This window comes from bacterium, assembly GCA_030583725.1.
Lineage (GTDB): Bacteria > Patescibacteriota > Microgenomatia > UBA8517 > UBA8517 > JAUYMM01.
The window spans coordinates 268519-286725 of record CP129472.1 but is presented as its reverse complement, the minus strand read 5'-3'; the positions used below and the strand labels follow the sequence as shown (position 1 = coordinate 286725).

The 18207-nt window shown below is 31.1% G+C and carries 18 protein-coding genes; 17 read left to right on the top strand and 1 reads right to left on the bottom strand.

Going from position 1 to position 18207, the window contains the following annotated elements; genetic code table 11:
• Positions 1-61 precede the first annotated feature (61 nt).
• From QY322_01620 to QY322_01550, 15 genes are read left to right on the top strand one after another with little or no spacing between them, the layout of a single operon-like run.
• A complete protein-coding gene (locus QY322_01620) occupies positions 62-886 on the top strand; it encodes an ABC transporter permease (GenBank protein ID WKZ25989.1) in 825 nt (274 codons plus the stop codon).
• Positions 887-892: 6 nt separating this feature from the next.
• A complete protein-coding gene (locus QY322_01615; protein WKZ25988.1) occupies positions 893-2134 on the top strand; it encodes an ABC transporter ATP-binding protein in 1242 nt (413 codons plus the stop codon).
• A 7-nt stretch (positions 2135-2141) separates the two neighbouring features.
• The gene (locus tag QY322_01610) at positions 2142-2975 is read left to right on the top strand and encodes an FkbM family methyltransferase (protein WKZ25987.1); all 834 of its coding nucleotides are present in this window, start codon (positions 2142-2144) and stop codon (positions 2973-2975) included.
• On the top strand, positions 2968-4128 hold the full coding sequence (locus QY322_01605; protein WKZ25986.1) for a CapA family protein: 1161 nt from the start codon (positions 2968-2970) through the stop codon (positions 4126-4128). Before QY322_01610 ends, QY322_01605 begins: the two co-directional genes overlap by 8 nt.
• Position 4129: 1 nt before the next feature.
• Positions 4130-6160: a hypothetical protein gene (locus tag QY322_01600; protein ID WKZ25985.1), complete on the top strand. Its 2031-nt coding sequence runs from the start codon at positions 4130-4132 to the stop codon at positions 6158-6160.
• A gap of 4 nt (positions 6161-6164) precedes the next feature.
• A complete protein-coding gene (locus tag QY322_01595; protein WKZ25984.1) occupies positions 6165-6764 on the top strand; it encodes a methyltransferase domain-containing protein in 600 nt (199 codons plus the stop codon).
• The gene (locus tag QY322_01590) at positions 6761-7873 is read left to right on the top strand and encodes a glycosyltransferase (protein WKZ25983.1); all 1113 of its coding nucleotides are present in this window, start codon (positions 6761-6763) and stop codon (positions 7871-7873) included. The genes QY322_01595 and QY322_01590 overlap by 4 nt, the downstream gene beginning before the upstream one ends.
• Positions 7866-8687, top strand: a complete 822-nt coding sequence (locus QY322_01585) for a class I SAM-dependent methyltransferase (GenBank protein ID WKZ25982.1) — start codon at positions 7866-7868, stop codon at positions 8685-8687. Before QY322_01590 ends, QY322_01585 begins: the two co-directional genes overlap by 8 nt.
• A gap of 49 nt (positions 8688-8736) precedes the next feature.
• A complete protein-coding gene (locus QY322_01580; protein WKZ25981.1) occupies positions 8737-9657 on the top strand; it encodes a class I SAM-dependent methyltransferase in 921 nt (306 codons plus the stop codon).
• Positions 9654-10568: a glycosyltransferase family 2 protein gene (locus QY322_01575; GenBank protein ID WKZ25980.1), complete on the top strand. Its 915-nt coding sequence runs from the start codon at positions 9654-9656 to the stop codon at positions 10566-10568. The genes QY322_01580 and QY322_01575 overlap by 4 nt, the downstream gene beginning before the upstream one ends.
• Positions 10569-10602: 34 nt before the next feature.
• Positions 10603-11589: a glycosyl transferase gene (locus QY322_01570; protein WKZ25979.1), complete on the top strand. Its 987-nt coding sequence runs from the start codon at positions 10603-10605 to the stop codon at positions 11587-11589.
• A complete protein-coding gene (locus QY322_01565) occupies positions 11574-11978 on the top strand; it encodes an FdtA/QdtA family cupin domain-containing protein (protein ID WKZ25978.1) in 405 nt (134 codons plus the stop codon). Before QY322_01570 ends, QY322_01565 begins: the two co-directional genes overlap by 16 nt.
• Positions 11968-13071, top strand: coding sequence for a DegT/DnrJ/EryC1/StrS family aminotransferase (locus QY322_01560; protein WKZ25977.1), 1104 nt, complete (start codon positions 11968-11970; stop codon positions 13069-13071). Before QY322_01565 ends, QY322_01560 begins: the two co-directional genes overlap by 11 nt.
• Positions 13031-14560 (top strand): glycosyltransferase family 39 protein, encoded by a 1530-nt coding sequence (locus QY322_01555; GenBank protein WKZ25976.1) that lies wholly within the window; start codon positions 13031-13033, stop codon positions 14558-14560. Before QY322_01560 ends, QY322_01555 begins: the two co-directional genes overlap by 41 nt.
• Positions 14553-16046: a glycosyltransferase family 39 protein gene (locus QY322_01550; GenBank protein ID WKZ25975.1), complete on the top strand. Its 1494-nt coding sequence runs from the start codon at positions 14553-14555 to the stop codon at positions 16044-16046. The genes QY322_01555 and QY322_01550 overlap by 8 nt, the downstream gene beginning before the upstream one ends.
• 85 nt (positions 16047-16131) lie before the next feature.
• Here the strand turns inward: QY322_01550 and QY322_01545 are convergent, their stop codons facing one another.
• A complete protein-coding gene (locus QY322_01545) occupies positions 16132-16671 on the bottom strand; it encodes an NYN domain-containing protein (protein ID WKZ25974.1) in 540 nt (179 codons plus the stop codon).
• Positions 16672-16823: 152 nt separating this feature from the next.
• Here QY322_01545 and QY322_01540 point away from each other — a divergent pair, with 152 nt between their 5' ends.
• Complete coding sequence (locus QY322_01540) at positions 16824-17858, top strand: Fic family protein (GenBank protein WKZ25973.1); 1035 nt, start codon at positions 16824-16826, stop codon at positions 17856-17858.
• Positions 17855-18205 (top strand): hypothetical protein, encoded by a 351-nt coding sequence (locus QY322_01535; GenBank protein WKZ25972.1) that lies wholly within the window; start codon positions 17855-17857, stop codon positions 18203-18205. The genes QY322_01540 and QY322_01535 overlap by 4 nt, the downstream gene beginning before the upstream one ends.
• Positions 18206-18207: the final 2 nt, after the last annotated feature.

Sequence of the window (18207 nt, the reverse complement as noted above, 5' to 3'; positions counted from 1 at the left end):
GTAAAATTCTAACATGAGATCAATGTTTTTGATATTAGAAATATACATTAGTTAAAGAAGTATGAATAAAAAAAACATAGAAATTAATGCCGTCAAGGGAGTATCTAGCTCATTTTTAGAACTTATTAACTCTCGTGAGTTACTGAAAGTCTTTATATGGCGTGATCTTAAAGTCAGATATAAACAGACAGTGTTGGGAATATTGTGGGTAATTCTACAGCCTTTATTTAGCATGATAATATTCACCATTTTTTTCGGTAAGTTAGCAAAAATACCTTCGGGCGACCTACCTTATACATTATTCTCTTTAATTGGATTAACATTTTGGAACTTATTTTCAAATTCAATATCAAAGGCAAGCGACTCTATAGTTGTTAATGAAGGAATTGTTAAAAAGGTATATTTTCCAAGATTGATACTACCAATATCAGCAGTCTTAGGATCTTTTGTAGATTTTGGGTTGAATCTAACACTTCTTTTAATATTAGCGGTTTATTTAGCATACTACCCTGCGTTGATATCAGTGCTTTTGATCCCTGTGTTGGGATTAATTACGATTGGTACCGCTCTGGGTTTAGGTCTTGTACTTTCGTCGATTAATGTAAGATATAGAGATGTCAGATATGTTTTGCCGTTTTTTATTCAAATATCAATGTTTTTGGTTCCAGTAATTTACCCACTAAGTATTGTTGATCCAGGAAATAGAATGATAATGGCGATAAATCCGATGGCAATTGTTATTGAAGCGGGTAGATGGATGTTTACAGGGGGCCAATTTTTGTATTTTGACCTAATACCTGTATCATTAGCATCACTTGTAATTATGTTAGTGGTTGGAATATTTCTTTTTAAGAAAACTGAAGATGTTTTTACTGATGTCATTTAATAGTATATGTCTGAAAATATAATTGAGGTAAACAAGATATCTAAAAAGTATGTTATGAATCAGGGTGCACATTATGACACTTTGAGGGATAAAATATCGTCAGTCTTCTCTTTTAATAAAAGTAGGGAATCGAAAGCTAGAAAGATATTTTGGGCATTAAAAGATGTATCTTTTAATGTCAAGAAAGGCGAGGTTCTAGGTTTGATTGGTAGAAATGGTGCAGGAAAGTCAACCCTTTTAAAGATTCTTAGTAGAATAACTCCACCTACAAGTGGTAGCGCTCTTATTAAGGGAAGAGTGGGAAGTTTGCTTGAAGTTGGTACGGGTTTCCATCAAGAGTTGTCAGGTAGAGAAAACATTTATTTAAATGGTTCAATACTTGGTATGAAACAATATGAGATTAAGAAAAAGTTTGATGAAATTGTAGATTTTTCAGGTGTTGAAAAGTTTTTAGACACACCTGTTAAATATTATTCTTCAGGAATGACAACAAGATTGGCCTTTTCCGTGGCTGCTTTTTTGGAACCGGAGATTTTATTAGTAGATGAGGTTCTTTCGGTAGGGGATGCTGAATTTCAAAAAAAATCTTTAGGAAAGATGGAAGATATAACTAAAAATGAAGGAAGGACTATTTTATTTGTTAGTCACAATTTAAGTGCAATAGAAGGCCTTTGTTCTAAATGCATATTACTTGATGGAGGAAAAATAACGACGCATGGGGATACTGATAAGGTGATAGACAAATATATGTCTAGAAGTAATGACTTGCAAAATGATGACAATATAGTTGCTGCAAACAGACAAGGTTCACAAGAGTATCAATTTACTCGTTTTTGGTTAGAGAATTCCAGAGGAAATAAAATTGAATCAATAAGAAGTGGACAGGATGTCAATTTTGTATTTGAAATAAGACAAAGGGGTAAAAAGAAATTGACAGACTTTAAAATTAGTTTTTCTATTTTGGATAATTTTGAACATTCATTAATTTTACATAGGACCGATTATAAAAAATTTGATATTAAACTTATGACCAAAAAAAATATTTTCAAATGTTCGATTAATTCATTTCCTTTGTCTGAAGGTAGATACAAGATTGGTCTATATTTAGAGAATAAAAATGGTGTTGTGGATAATCCGGGAGTTGTAAAAAATTTCCAAGTAAATTCTGGTGATTTTTTTAATAATGCATCCAAAATTGTGGTAAATCATAGTCCTTTTCTGATTGATAGTAAGTGGTCAAATTATTAATTAGAAAATGGATATAAACAAAAAAATTTATTTACATCTAGTAAAAATTAGAATTTATATTTCTAGTTATAGACATAAGTTCCTCAGTTCTGATGGTAATTTGTATTGGCAAGATAAAAAAGATGATTTGATCTTTAATTTTAACAGAAAATCTGTAACTGATTCACTTAATGTTGTCAATTATGCATATAAAAATTTAAAAAAGGGAGATACTTGCTTTGATATTGGCGCGTGTATTGGTGCAATATCTGTTCCATTTTGGAAAACAGTTTGCAAAGAGGGAAAAGTTTATTCATTTGAAGCTGATAAGAAAAATATAAAAAAGATAAAAGATAATTTAAGTTTAAATCGCATGCCTACGAAATATGTATATAATCAGGCAGTAAGCCATAAAGATTCATTCATGCTTTTGAGTATTATACGTAATCAAAATGGTTGGCAGTCATTAGGTGATCCAAAATTGGATGATGATATAAACAAAAACGAAGTTACAACAGCGAAAGTTAAAACTGTCACGATTGATAGATTTTGTAAAAATAATAATATAAGTAATATAGATTTATTAAAAATTGATGTTGAGGGTGCTGAACTTGATGTTCTTAATGGTGCTAAAAAAATGATCAAAAATGGTAAAATCAAAAAAATAATATTTGAAATTTCACCAAAAATGCTTGTATGGCATAAGCGAGATGCACAATCAGTAATATCTTTTTTTAAAGATAAAAGTTATAGATTGTTTGAAATATTTGCAAATGGAGATACAAAAATATTAAAAAACAATATTTGGGATAATCAAAAACATGGTGACGTTTTAGCCGTCTTAAATGAAAAAAATGTATAAAATAACAATTGGTGGTGATTTGTATCTGAAACATAGTTACTTAATTAAGGATAATATCAATCTATTTAATAATTCTGATTTTTCGATCCTTAATTTGGAAGCGCCTGTCTTAGATGGTCGAAAAAAAGCATATTCACACAAAAAATCTGGACCAAATCTAGCTCAGAAAACAGATAGTCTCAATGCATTACTAGCCAATTTAGGTGTAAATTATCTCGTTGGAGCCAACAACCATATATTTGATTATGGTCAAGACGGACTTGATTACACAATAGACTACTTAATGAACAAGGGAATTGGTCACACAGGTTTTGGAAAAAACATACAAAACGCTACACGACCAATGACTCTGGGAAAAACAAACATTGTAGTGTTGTCTACTGCTGAAGAGGAATTTGGTGTGGCCTCGTCTAACACTTCAGGGTATCTGAGTATTTATGGCAGTGAAATTATAAAATCAATACAAGTATTAAAGAAAAAAAGAAAAGTGGTAATTGTTTGCCCGCATGGCGGTGGTGAAGAAGTGCCATTGCCCTCAAAATATATCTATTCAAGATATAGAGAAATAATAGATGCAGGTGCGGACATCATTATTGGCCACCACCCACATGTTCCACAGGGTTATGAAATATATAAAAGCAAATATATTTTTTATAGTTTAGGTAATTTTATACACGACTCGTACTCTAAATCTTGGGGGATGTTGTTAAAACTCCTTGTAGATGATTCTAGAGGTCAAATATCTGTAAAACCATATGCAGCTAATGTGAGTGCCGGTAAATTAAATATCGATGAGCTAACCGTTAATCAACTGGATTATTTAAGCAGAATAAATGATATTTTATTAACTCAGAATGATTACGATTTGATGTTGCAAGTACAATCTGTTGACATGTACAAAGACTATTATGGTAGGTATGTACAACGCATACTAGATGCTAGTAGTCGAAGATGGTATGTTAAACAAGCAGATATTGAGAGAGAAGAAAACAGAGAGCTCCTATTCTTGAATTTAATTAGAAATAAGTCTCACTCCGAATTTATTGAAAGAGCATTGAAAATAAAATATTCAGAGATTACAAAGAAATTTAATGATATTTTTGTTCAGAAATATGGTTATTTAAAGAAATACATCAAAAATAATTTTAAATAAAATGAAAAAAATCGTACCAATAGTTTCAAAATATATACCATTTATCATTAAAAAAGTTATTGGTAAGTTTGTTAATATACCGATTGCACACAAAACAGTTTTTCAACATTATAAAAGTAGATATGGGAAAGTAAGGTTGCTTTTAAATAATGGCGACAGTCGTCAAGGATATCTGACCGTTGGTTTCAGTTATAAGTGTGATATACAAGTAGATAGTAACAAACCTATAAGATTATATTTTGACGACAGTAGTGTTGATGAAATACTGGTTGAATACTTTTTAGAGGAGATACAAGATCAAACTGTATATGAAGATTTTTTGGGTGAGTGTAATCGTATAATTAACAATTCTTCAGATCTTAAGGTTTTGTTTCTGGATTCCAAAATAGCTTTATCGAAAATTGGTGGTAAATTAGAGCAAAAAGATTGGGTAACAAAAAAAAGATATCTGCAGTCCAGTTTTGTTACTAGATTAAATACCTTATTTTTAAACTCAAACAATGAAATTAAAAGGTTTATTGACCACGAGACACTTAAAATTTTACTAAACAAAAATGGATTTAAGGTGGATTCAACACAGATACTGTCTCGTGACGGTAACAGTTTGATTTACTGTAAAAAAAATATACACAAGTCGAGACTCTTGAATTTAGCTGGGCTATTACCTGTCGAAAAGAATGACAAAGCGGATTTTCCTGTATATTTTTTTAACTGTGATTCTATCCAGATACTTAATAACTTTGAAGATATCGATAAGGAGAAAGTTAGCAATAGAAAGTTTGCATCTGTAATCGGAAGTTTGTTTTTTTTGAATATCATTCCACACATTAAACCAAAAGAAATTTTACTTTTTGATATAAACGACTATCAAGTTAGATATCTAAAGCTGTTGGTTGAAATTATGAGTATCTCCAAAACTTTTGAAAATTTTATAGAGAATTTGTTTGTGAGAAGATACAATGCAAATAACGAAATATTTTTAAGGCAGGAATATGACCCAAAGATTTACAAAAAACTGGTTAATGTTGTAAGCGATAGGGAAATTTTTTATAAAACAATTAAAAAAATCGCTTTTGCCAAATATCTCAAATTAAACAATGAGTTACCAACATTAATAATTGATAATAATTCAATGTGCCAAAGTATTACTATACTTAACGAGGAGATGTTTAAACCGGGACCTGCCGTGAATGTTGTTTACAGAAACAGTGAGTTTGCAAAAAACTATGGTTATGTAAAAAACGTTCTAATAAATTCTAAAATTAAAACAGCTACTATTGTGGATGAGAAAGTAGTTGGTTTCGTAAAGGATGGTGGAGTTTTATATACGAGCAATATCGGAGAGGAGGATTGGTTAAATGACTCGTATGCTGACCATTCTTTAAGTGAAGTTGAAAATACAATAATTCCAAAACATATAATCAGTTCATTTCGAAAACAGTGGATTGATGGTTTTATTGGTTTCAATGATTTCATTAAAAAGGTTAGTGGGCATTTTTGGCTAGTTGATAGTCAAGGAAATATATTTAATTCTCAGAAATTGTTAATTGAAAGGTCAGATTCGCACCAGTGGTTATGGGGTGAAGTTAAACCACTTCTTATTGGCAATACTGTAGAAATAATACATAAAAAAGAAGGTACATGGGGTTTTCATGAACATCTTAGGACTGTAAATTATGATAAGTATATAAAAACAAAAGGTATTGGTGATACTGAAACAGTGATCATGCATATATTGTTAGGTAATGGTGTGTCTTTTAAGAGTTTTGTTAAGGTTTTAGAAAGAGCCTCATTAAGCTCAAAGAGAATTGTTGTTCTTGAACATGACAGAGATAGTATTAATTTCGGAAAGTATTCTAGTCAAAATATAGTTGACATAAGAACTTTGGTTAAATTAATCCGGTCGGTTAAAGCACTTGAAGATTCTAAAATTAACATCACATGGAGTGGTGCTAGTACTAGAATTGATAAAAATAAGTATGGTAATGCAGCTAATTATAATAGAAACGTGCTTGTGACTATAGATTTGTAACGATATGAAAAAAATTAAACAATATTTAATGTATATTACTGGTAAGTATAAGTCATATAAATATAGTGCTAGGGATATATTAAAACTAGATTTGGGATCGGGAGATTATAAACGTAAGGGTTTTGTTGGAATTGATTTTTCAAAAGGTGCGGATATAAGTTGGGATCTATTGTGGGGGATACCTTTCGGAGACGATTCTGTAGATGAAATAAAATCTGATCATTTTTTCGAACATCTTAAGATTGATGAACTGATTTATATTTTTAATGAGTGTAGACGTGTTCTTAAAAAAGGAGGAATACTAGATTTTACTGTTCCCCATATCGACCCATATATTAACGCGTATGTTAAAAATGATATAAGTTTTTTAAAGTCAAAAATTAACGATATACCAAAAAAGTATAAAAAAGTCTTTGATAATCCGTTTGATATAATGATGTGGTTATTGTATAGAAACGGTGAACATAAAGTGTTCTTTGATAAGGTATCAATCGTCCAAAAGTTAAAATATGTGGGATTTAAGAAAGTAACGGTAAGAAAAGTTAAAACTAGTGAAGATATAAATATTAGATTTTCGTCAATCTATGTAACAGCAATCAAATGAAATTATTAATAATCGATACGTATTATCAAGGTTTTTTAGATAGCTTTTACAAAAAACAAAAAATAGACAGGCTAAGTTTTAAAAATCATAGACAACTACTACTTAATCAATTTTTTGGTACTGGGGATTCTTATTCGTATTATCTTAAAAAGTTAGGTCATAATGCTGAGGAGTTAATTGTCAACGATTATAAATTGCAGTCAAAGTGGGCGAAAGAAAATGACATCGAAGTCAATCAGAATAAATTTCTGTCCAAATTACAGATGATGCCACTTCTGCATAGAATTATCGGACGTCCGGACTGGATTCAGAATATAACCTTAGCACAAATAAGAAAATATTCACCTGACGTCGTGTATATGCAAGATTTGAGTATTTTAAACCCAGACTCTTTAAAAAAAATAAAGAAATATTGTAAGTTGCTGGTCGGTCAGATTGCTTGTCCACTACCCAATGAAGAAAATTTAAAGCAGTTTGATTTAATACTGACTTCTTTCCCACACTATGTTAAAAGATTTAAAAAGATGGGCATTAATAGTGAATACTTTAAAATTGGTTTTGACCCTAGAGTTCTAAAGATAGTAGGTAAACAACCTAAAAAATATGATGTGACATTTATAGGAGGTATTAGTCCTTCTCACAAGAAAGGGCTAAAATTGTTAAATTATGTTGCGAGTAAAATCAAACTGGATGTTTGGGGTTATGGAAAGGAGTTTTTATTGCCTACCAGCAAATTATACAAATATCACCATGGGGAAGCGTGGTCACTAGACATGTATAAATTGCTAGCACAAAGTAAAATTACGATAAACAGACATATTGATGTTGCTGAAAATTATGCAAATAATATGAGATTATATGAGGCAACTGGTATGGGAGCAATGCTTTTAACTGATAAAAAAGATAATTTGAAGAATTTATTTGAAATTGGAAAAGAAGTTATTGAATATTCTGATCAGAATGATCTAATAAAAAAGATTAATTACCATTTAAAACATGACAGAGATAGATTAAGAATCTCTTCCAGTGGCCAGACTAGGACATTAAACGACCATACCTACTATGTTAGAATAACGGAATTATCTCGGATTTTACAAATGTATGCATAAAATTATAGACATAGTTATTCGAATTTTAAAAACGATAATTTCTTTGCTTGAGGGTAGACAGGCTATAAGTAACGTAATGCTTATCTCCTATGAAAAAATAAACGCTCCGAAAAATGGACGGACTGGTTACGACTTTGACATGGGCAATTTGTTAAAAAGATATCAAGCTTCAATAGAAACTAAGATAAAAATGGATACTCTTATTAAGGATAACGCTGTAAGTGAAAATTTGTTTTTTTTAGAAAAAGAGACCATAAAACATATAGGTTTGATTAAAAGAAATTCAAAGTTTTTAGATGTTGGTTGTGGAAGTGGTATATATAGCAAAATACTTACTAGAAATGACTCACCTTTCCGACACATTAAATATTATGGATGTGAAATAAATTCCGAAATTGTCAATATATGTAATAAATTCAATGCAAAAGCTTCCTTTTTTGTATCTTTTGCCGAAAAAGTTAATAAGCCTGATAAATATTTCGACTTCATACTATACAGTGGCATTTTGCATTATTCACAGACTGGATGGAAAAATGTTCTCAAAGATATGGAAAGAGTCGCCAAAAGATACGTTTATATTACTCGAACACCTGTCACTAAACGTAATAAAACATTTTATGTGCATCAGAGAGTAGTAGGTGTTGACGGTATAGAAAATCATTATTTTGTTGTTTTGAACAGAGATGAATTAGAAAACGAACTGGTTAGAAATGGTTTTAAAATAGTTGTACGAGATTATTCGTCTGAGATATTTAATGTAAAAGGAGTTGAGGAGAAAATTGTGCTGGTTCAGTATTTATTAGAAAAGAAATAGTATGAAATGTAATTTATGTTCGTCTACAGTAAAACTATGGTTTCGGAAAATGTTTGATGATAGATATGGTGCTAAGGGGTACTATGATATATACAAATGTAAAAAATGTGGTTTTGGTAGGACTGCCCCAGCACTTAAAAAAGAAAAAATTGGTGCATTCTACAAAAAATATTATCCATTAAACAAAACAAATTCAAGCCAAATTAAAAGGCAAGTTGATTACAAAAATAACTTAAAAAAATGGCTTCTAGGAACAAACAATGTTTCTCATTTATATGTTAATCGAAATTCTAAGGTTTTAGATATTGGGTCTGCTAGCGGTGTGTCATTACTTGAAATTAAGGCATTAGGATCTGAGGCATATGGGGTTGAACCGGACTCAACTGCCCAGATTTTTGCAAAAAAATTAGGTTTAAATGTTTACAATGGGTTTATCTCTGATAATCCATTCCCAAAGTTAAAATTTGATTTTGTAACAGCAAGCCAAGTGATTGAGCATGAGCCGAATCCCTTAAAGTTTCTTTTAGATATTAAAAAGAAATTAAAAACTGATGGAAAAGTAATACTTACTTTTCCAAACTCTGATGCCTTGTATCGAAAGTTGTTTGGTAGACGTTGGATTCATTGGCATATTCCATACCATATAAACCACTTTTCTAAAGAATCAATAATTAAATTGGCCAAAAAAGCAGATTTAAAAATATTAAATCTTAAAACCATAACTCCAAATTTATGGACCTTGATACAAATACGTTGTTTATTCTATCCCACTAAGATGGGAAAAAAGTCAGATGTTTGGGATAGTAAATCTAGACGTGGTTCAGGTAATACAAATTTTGTTACTAAAGTAGCTGGTCTAGTTATATACTTTGCTAATAAGTTCGCACCACTCATTATTTTACCTGTTAATAGAGTAGTTGACGCTTTGGGCCATGGCGAAAGCTTTTTGATAGAATTAGAACCAAAATGAATAATCCGAGAGTGTTTATGTTGACAGCTGTTCATAATCAGATTGAATATACTAAAAAGTTTTTAAAATCACTTGATAAGCAAGATTATCATAATATTGATGTAACAATTGTTGACGATGGATCTAATGATGGAACATACGAATTTATAAAGAAGAACTATCCAAAGGTCAGGTTAATCAAAGGAGATGGAAATTTATGGTGGACCGGATCACTTTATAGAGGTATTAGAGATATTGTAAATCGGTCTTCGGAGAATGACTATATTTTGACTATAAATAATGATTGCACATTTAACAGGAAATATGTATCAAGTTTAGTTAAGGTAGCAAAAAATGACCTAAAATTTATAGTTGGATCATGCGTATTAGATAATAACACTAAAAAAGTTTGGGATGCAGGTGTAAATATCAAATGGAATTATCTAAGTTTCTCCTCAGATTATAAGAGAAATAAATATGATATTAAACATAATATGTTGTGTTCAAAAATCTTTGACACGCTTTCTTCAAAAGGTACTTTGTTTCCCATATCTTTAATTCGAAAAATTGGTAACTTTGATAAAAAAAACTTTCCACACTATCTTTCAGATTATGATTATTTTTATGTCGCCAAAAAAAGCGGGTATATCCCAGTCGTAAGTTATAAATCTTTAGTTATGAACAAAATTGAAAGGACAGGGATGGGGGATAGCATCAAACAAAATATGTCTTTTAGAGAATATTATAACTTGCTGTTTTCAAGAAAATCTAAAGTTAACATAGTCGATCATTTTAAATTTGTAAAAAAACATTGCCCTACAAATTATTTAGCTTTGAATTATTTAGTTGTAGTAGGTAAAGCTTTCCATTATTTGTTAAATGTTTACCCCTTTGTTTTGATTCCCAAGTTAGTTAAAGTGTTAAAAAGTTAGTATTTCAGGGTAAGAATAATGTTATAATCTAAAAATGAAACAGGAAAAAATAATTTATTGCACATACTTTGATAAAGGCTTTTTAACTAAAGGTCTTGCACTTCACGCTTCATTAATAAAATACAACCCAGATGCAAAACTTTGGGTATTAGCTTTTGATAAATATACGGAAGATGTACTAAGGAAAATGAAACTAAAAGGTGTGACAGTAGTGCCCTTAAGAGAATTTGAAGATAAAGAGCTACTAGCCATTAAAGATACAAGAACGAAAGTGGAGTACATATGGACAACAACTCCTTCATGGCCATTGTATATATTTAAAAAGTCTCCAAAAACAATGTATGTTTGTTATCTAGATGCAGACGAGTATTTTTATTCAAACCCCCAAATTATAATAGATGAGGCATATAAAGGTTCAATGCTTGCAGTTGAGCATCGATACCTAAAGGGTATGGAAAGGCTGATCGTTGAAGATGGACAATTTAATGTTGCAGTAAACGTGTTTAAAAATGATTCAACAGGTATCAAATGCCTTAAAAGATGGAGAAATCAATGTCTAGATTGGTGTTATTGGAGGTTCGAAGACGGAAAACTTGGTGACCAGCTTTATTTGAATGAATGGCCAAGGTTGTATGGAAAGAAACTAGTCATTTCTAAAAATATTGGTGTAAATGTTGCTCCATGGAACCACTCGCAATATAAGGTTAGAAAAGTAAAGAGTGATATTTACATTAACAAAACAAAGTTGGTTTGTTATCATTTTCATCAGTTTCAGGTGTTAGGCCCAACCAACTTTAGTCGAGTTTTGGGATATACTCTTTCAAAAGATGTGGTCAAACATATTTACGAACCATACGAAAAGGAATTGATAAAACAATATAAGTTTGTTAAGAAATATGATAAAAGTTTTCAAATAAGCCCCCCAAAAAATGGTGGGAATAAAATACAACTAATTAAACATAAGTTGGCAAAATACATAGGACCATTTTACTGGAGGATTAAGGGATGGCAAATAAACTAACTAAAATAATAGAAGCACCACTTCTAACTACAGATGGGTCTCTTTGCCAACTACAATACTTGGATGAAATACCTTTTAAAATTGAAAGGGTATATTTTATTTACGGAGTTTCAGAGGGGGCCGTCAGGGGTGCCCATACCCACAAGGAAACTATTCAAGCAATATTTTGTATTCAGGGCGAAATAGATATCATACTTGATGATGGTCATAACAAAGAAACAGTTCATCTTGATAAACCAAATATTGGAGTTATACTAGACCCTCGCGTCTGGCATGAGATGTCAGATTTCAAAAAGAATACAATACTATTAATATTGGCTTCCAAAAGACATGATGCCAGTGATTATGTTAGAAGTTATGAGGATTTTCTAAAGTCATATGCAAATTAATTATTTAGATTTCAAAAAAGATTATTCAATCAGGAAAAAGGAATATAAGAATGCATTTGATTCTGTAATGAAGAAGGGTGTGTATGTTTTAGGTGATGAGGTAAAACAATTTGAAAAAGAGTTTTCTGATTTTACAAGTAGCAGTCACTGTATAGGTGTGGCAAATGGCCTGGAGGCGCTCCAGATTTCATTAATGGCTTTAGATGTTGGTAAGGATGACGAAGTAATAACGACTCCCTTATCAGCTGTTGCAACAACCCTTTCCATTCTTGCTGTCGGTGCAACTCCAGTATTTGTAGATGTAAAAGAAAATGGACAGATTGACGAGAATTTAGTTGAGAAAGCAGTTACAAAAAGAACTAAAGCAATAATTCCAGTTCATTTGTATGGGCAACCTCTTGAGATTGAAAAAGTTAAAAGTATTTGCAAGAAAAATAAATTATTTTTAATTGAAGATGCTTGCCAGGCACATGGCACAAGTTACAACGGTGTACCAGTAGGGAGTTTTGGAGATGTAGCTTGTTATAGTTTTTACCCTACAAAAAACTTGGGAGCAATTGGAGATGGTGGAGCAATAACCACTAACAGTGATAAATTGGCTAAAATATTGTATCAACTGAGAGACTATGGACAAGAATCAAAATACAAACACATTAGATATGGACTAAATAGTAGGCTAGACGAACTTCAAGCCTCTATCTTAAGGGTAAAGCTAAGGTTTTTGAAGTCAGATAACAGAAAAAGATTATCAATTGCAAGAAAATATATAGATAGTCTTAAAGATGTGGGTGGCTTACAGATTATTGCACCAACAGACATTAATGACTCGAATTTTCATTTATTTGTCATAAAAACCAAAAAGAGGAATGAATTGCAAAATTATTTAAAAGAAAAAGGAATTCCATCTCTAGTACACTACCCTATTTCTATTCCAGATCAGCCTTTGTTTGGTGGTAAATATGAAAAGATTAATTTACCTGTTGTTCGTCAGTTTGTTAATGAAATACTATCTTTACCGTGCTATCCTACAATGAAGTCAAATGAAGTTGATTATGTTTCTAAAAAAGTTGAAGAGTTTTTTAACTGCAAATAATTTTTATTGGTTGCTTATTTTAACATTAACGTCTTCGTTTTTTGGTATTTTACCGCTCATCATTAAACCGACCACTCCATTTTATATCATTGATCCAGGTCCTGCCTATGTCGCGAACGCTTTGGAGTTTATCCAAATAAAGAAAATATTTATTGTAGATCATCCAGGGACACCATTGACAGTATTCTTATCGATTCCGATATACGTGGTAAAAATAATTGTCAAGCTCACTGGAGTTACTGATTTCTCATTGTGGAGTCTCGAAAACTTTACACTGGTTTATTGGTTATCAATTTTTTCTGTATGGGTAGTATTTGTAATTGGTGTATTTCTAATTCACCTTGCAATATATAGATATTTTAAATCTAGGTTAGTAAATTTGTTTTTATTCCTCATATTGTTCTTATCACCTATGTTTTTAAGAATGCAGAGAATAATAACCCCCGAAGTGTTTGGCCTATTTTTTACAGGTATTTGGTTGAATTTTATCGTTACATATTTACGCAAAAAAGAAAAAGACTATCTGGTTTTAGCGTCTATTATTGCTGGGTTATCAATTTCTTCAAAGCTTACATTTTTGTTTGTTGGTTTTACAACGCTCGTATTGTCATTTTTTACTAAAAACAAAAAAGTTATTCAGCTTACAATAGGCGGTATCCTAGGAGGATTTATATTGGGCACGTCAGTTGTTATCAGAAAATATCCATCCATTATTAACTGGTTATGGAGTTTATTGACTAGAACTGGGAGAAGTGGCGGAGGTGATTTTGGTTTTTTTGAATTATCAAATATTAACCAGAATATAATATTCTGGTTTGGGCATTATAATATTTTCCTATTGTTGCTTTTAGTCACTATTATTATCCTGATTCAGAAGCTAGATAAGAAATATTTACTTGTAAAATCTATTTTTATTAGTTCATTTATTGGAATATTAATATTTTCAAAATATAGGGAGATTCACTATCAAGCTGGAAATATTTTACTCGTTTGCATTATGATCACATTCTTGTTTAATGAGTTAAAGCTGAGATACAAAATATTTCTATTGTGTTTGGTGTCCGTATTTGCAATATATTTTGTACGAGATGATTTTATCAACGAAAGGAGAGAGATATCTAAATCATATAATTTGCAGCAATTTTCAGATTCTTTGCCAAAAAAATCAACGTTAATTTGGGATTCGGTTGCACCCACTAGGCAGTATGCAATAATTAGGGGCAGAGATTGGTCGGAGTATTTTTATGTAACTCAAATGGATAAGATTATTACTAATAACTGGCTGCTATCATATGGCGAAAAGTTATTAATTTATGATAACTATAACGTTTCTGCCACAATTGACCTTTTCTGTTGGGATGGAATGATTTTAAACAAAAACAACTTGTCTGTCGTGTTAGAATATAAAAGTAGGTATAAGTATAAATATAGGGATATCGAAGGCACTGATATGATTTTTGTACAACAAATAAACTGCAAAAATGATTAATAGTATCTATCTAACATTTTCAGATGGGGCAAAGTTTTCTTTGATTGCCAGGAATCTAGTTGATACGGGTGTATATGCTACAGACTTCTCTTTTTGGGGCAGTGGCTTTTTTAGTACGAGTGGTATTTCTATACTAGTACCTCACTTGATGAGCCTATTTATGAAACTTTTTGGTGTTAATGACTTTGCTGTTATTTCATTTTCTTTCTTCTTTTTTATTTTTTTGATTATCTTTGTTTTTTTGCTCGCCAGTAGGTTATTCGATAAAACAACTGGTATGTTAGCGTCTTTATCTATTGCTTCAAATTATAATTTTATTGACTATGCTACAAGTGGGGCATCGGAAACACTTTTTGCATTCGAAATAGTTTTGGGTTTGTATCTTGTTAGCTTTAAAAGTAAGTTTACTGACTTGTTGGCAATAGTTACTTTGATATTGATGTACTTCAGTCGACCTCAAGCTATCATCTCTATGGCAGGTATAGTTTTATACTGGCTTATTGTCAGATTTGGTGTCAAGAAAGCACTAATTTCTTTTTTTGGCTTAGGAATACTGGGGTATTTGGTGGACAAGTTTGTAATTTATCCACTTTCGTTTAAGTATCCAGTTACACCTATTCTCATGAGAGGTTTGCAGTCAATACTGACTTATTCTCCTAATATGGCCGTATCTGACGGTTTAAGGGGTGTTGTAGGTTCGTCGTTGTCATCTCTGGACGTTGTGAAAAAAGTCTTTTACAACCTTTACAACTTTTACAAAGCGCTTCCAGAAATTGCCAGTCCTTATATGTGGGGATTGTTTGTTATTGGAATGTTTAGTTGGGGTAAAGTTAAATTGCAAAATTCTTTTAAGATTTCAGTTTTGTTTGTAGCACTGTTAACCTTTTTAGTCACTGCCTTAACAATTCCTTTTTACAGATATATTCATCCTGTTGTTCCACTTGTATATATTGTTGCAGTGGCTACATTAGTAGAAATAATAAAAAGGTCTCCAATTACAAAACAAAAATTTGTAGTTGTAATTTCAATATTTTTAATTCTATTTTTCTCTGTTGGTCAAACATTAGGAATTATATTTTTAGATTCAAGGTTTAAAAATAAAATGGTCAACACCGATAAGGCACCTATTTATGTAGAGATGTCATATAAGTTAAAAGAGGTAACTACTGATGATATGGTCATTGTTACCAATTTAGACACATGGGGTAGTTGGTATGGTGAACGAAAAACAATTTGGTTTCCCCTGGAACCCGACATGATTTTACCAGTATCTGAAAATATTGATGCTATCTATTTAACTTCATATAAGATGGACGATGAAAATTATTATATGGGGGAAAATTGGAGAGAAATTTTTGAAAACCCAGAAAGTCAAACAATTTTAACTGATTATGAATTTGTAGGTGAATATGAATTTAGTGCTAATGACAATTATGAAAGAGAAAGTGGTAGGGCAATACTTCTTGTTAAAAAATTGACAAAGTAGTGTATAATACAGATATATCATCAGGGAGAAACGACCACCTGTCTGTGTGACAACGTGCTACGCCTCCCATTTTATTTTTTTGAAACTACTTATATTCAACCTTCTCCTTGTCTCTGATAAGAAAAGTCTTGTAATTTTGGAATCTGTTTAGTAGTGATGATTCAGATTTTCTGTTAGGAATAATTATTGAACGTAGTTTTTTATTATTTACTAAAAATTCATGTAAACAATAAAAGTCGCCGTCCCCCGACACAATTACTGCCTCGTTATAGTTCTTGTATTCAATTGCGCATGAGTGTAGGACTATTTCCGCGTCAATGTTGCCTTTTGCAACACCGTGGTCATCTTTTACAGTTGGTTTGAAAACTAAGATGTAGCCATATGATTTTAAAGCTTGGTATAGTTTTTCATTTTGTTGAATATATCCAATAAACAAAAATGCCTTTTCAACCTTGAATTTATTTTTAAGATATTTTCTAAATTTATTGAAGTCTAATTTCCAACCTTTATATATTAATTTGTTTCTTTTGAAAATATCCTTTGAAGTACCTAGGTTTAAGTTCTGGCTATCAATAAATGCATATACAACATTTCTTTTACTAGATTTAGCCATTATATTAAACATACTCTAAATATTTATGTTTTTAAAATAGTTATTTTAAGGTAATATACAAATTATGCACAATCGAATTATTTGTCAATTGTTGCAAAAATCGCAACAGTTCATTGCGCGAGGATCTGCGCGATGTCTGCGCGATGTGGTATAATAATTGTGTTATGTTTAATCCAAAATATATCATTACTGACAAGATTTTATCTGGTATCACTACTATTTCAGAAATTAATTCTTTGATCCAAAAAAGTAAAATTACACCAGCTAGAGAGATATTTCTTAAAAAAGTAGCTACGATTGGCATGGCTCATTCATCTACCAGTATTGAAGGAAACACACTTGATCAGTATCAAGTTAAAATGTTGGTTGATGGTAAAAAAGTTGTGGCTGAAGACACCCAAATACTAGAAGTTACAAATTATCTAAAATCATTAAAATTAGTTGACAATATACATGACTCTAAAGATTTTTTTGAATCTAAAGATATACTAAATATCCATAAGTCAGTAACAGTAGGATTGGTAGATTTAAACAAAGTGGGCGTTTTTAGGAAAGGCCCAGTCTATATTGTCAATGTTTTACCTTCAGGTTATGAAGAGCTTGTATATACTCCGCCAAAGTTTGATCAAGTTGAGAAATTGATCAGTGAATTATTAGAATGGTTATATAAAGTAGATGATATACATCCAATTATTAAAGCAGGTATTTTTCATTATCAATACGTATCCATACATCCTTTTACTGACGGTAACGGTAGATCAGCTAGACTTCTAACTTTATTATATTTATACCAGAAAGGATATGTATTTAAGAAGTCGTTGGTTCTTGAAGACTTTTATAATAACGATAGGCAGAGATACTATGAAAACTTACAAACTGGTACAAGTTATAAATCTAGAATAAATGTAGATTTAACTGGCTGGCTTGAATATTTTATTGAAGGCTTTCTATTCGAGTCATATAGAGTTAAAGATTTGGTACTCTCTTTTTCAAATAATTCCAAAGCATCTGCAGTTTTAAATAAAGATGAGTTAAAAATCGTTGACTTCACTGTTAACATGGGAAAAATTACAAGCGATGAAGTTGTAAAGATATTAGATATACCAAAAAGGACTGCACAGGATAAGCTTAAAAAATTAGTTGAAATAAAAATATTGAAGAAAGTAGGATCAGGTTCAAATACATATTATATAGTTTGAAAAAAGTTAAATGGTACATATCAATTCCAGTTTTAGTTTTATTTTTAGTAGCTAGTTTCTATGTTTTAAACACCAGTAGTTACGTTAGGTACTGGGCAGATGATTTTTGTTCTTCTGTCCTACTTCGTAACAATGGCTACTGGCAGTCTCAAATAATATGGTGGAACAGCTGGACAGGAAGGTTCTCTGCAACTTTTTTTACAGGTTTAGCTGAAATCTTAGGTCAGAACTTTGTTAATATCCTACCTCTAATACTTTTTGTCTTGTTTACAGTCTCACTTTATTTAGTTTTTGGCTTGCCAATTGCACTCCTTCTAACTGTTATTTTTTTTGATTGTTTCCCCTAATA

What these genes read in the sequence shown, in the direction of transcription:
- QY322_01620 (WKZ25989.1), top strand. Translation starts at nt 62, where the DNA reads ATGAATAAAAAAAACATAGAAATTAATGCCGTCAAGGGAGTATCTAGC.
- QY322_01615 (WKZ25988.1), top strand. Translation starts at nt 893, where the DNA reads ATGTCTGAAAATATAATTGAGGTAAACAAGATATCTAAAAAGTATGTT.
- QY322_01610 (WKZ25987.1), top strand. Translation starts at nt 2,142, where the DNA reads ATGGATATAAACAAAAAAATTTATTTACATCTAGTAAAAATTAGAATT.
- QY322_01605 (WKZ25986.1), top strand. Translation starts at nt 2,968, where the DNA reads ATGTATAAAATAACAATTGGTGGTGATTTGTATCTGAAACATAGTTAC.
- QY322_01600 (WKZ25985.1), top strand. Translation starts at nt 4,130, where the DNA reads ATGAAAAAAATCGTACCAATAGTTTCAAAATATATACCATTTATCATT.
- QY322_01595 (WKZ25984.1), top strand. Translation starts at nt 6,165, where the DNA reads ATGAAAAAAATTAAACAATATTTAATGTATATTACTGGTAAGTATAAG.
- QY322_01590 (WKZ25983.1), top strand. Translation starts at nt 6,761, where the DNA reads ATGAAATTATTAATAATCGATACGTATTATCAAGGTTTTTTAGATAGC.
- QY322_01585 (WKZ25982.1), top strand. Translation starts at nt 7,866, where the DNA reads ATGCATAAAATTATAGACATAGTTATTCGAATTTTAAAAACGATAATT.
- QY322_01580 (WKZ25981.1), top strand. Translation starts at nt 8,737, where the DNA reads ATGTTTGATGATAGATATGGTGCTAAGGGGTACTATGATATATACAAA.
- QY322_01575 (WKZ25980.1), top strand. Translation starts at nt 9,654, where the DNA reads ATGAATAATCCGAGAGTGTTTATGTTGACAGCTGTTCATAATCAGATT.
- QY322_01570 (WKZ25979.1), top strand. Translation starts at nt 10,603, where the DNA reads ATGAAACAGGAAAAAATAATTTATTGCACATACTTTGATAAAGGCTTT.
- QY322_01565 (WKZ25978.1), top strand. Translation starts at nt 11,574, where the DNA reads ATGGCAAATAAACTAACTAAAATAATAGAAGCACCACTTCTAACTACA.
- QY322_01560 (WKZ25977.1), top strand. Translation starts at nt 11,968, where the DNA reads ATGCAAATTAATTATTTAGATTTCAAAAAAGATTATTCAATCAGGAAA.
- QY322_01555 (WKZ25976.1), top strand. Translation starts at nt 13,031, where the DNA reads ATGTTTCTAAAAAAGTTGAAGAGTTTTTTAACTGCAAATAATTTTTAT.
- QY322_01550 (WKZ25975.1), top strand. Translation starts at nt 14,553, where the DNA reads ATGATTAATAGTATCTATCTAACATTTTCAGATGGGGCAAAGTTTTCT.
- QY322_01545 (WKZ25974.1), bottom strand. Translation starts at nt 16,671, where the DNA reads ATGTTTAATATAATGGCTAAATCTAGTAAAAGAAATGTTGTATATGCA.
- QY322_01540 (WKZ25973.1), top strand. Translation starts at nt 16,824, where the DNA reads ATGTTTAATCCAAAATATATCATTACTGACAAGATTTTATCTGGTATC.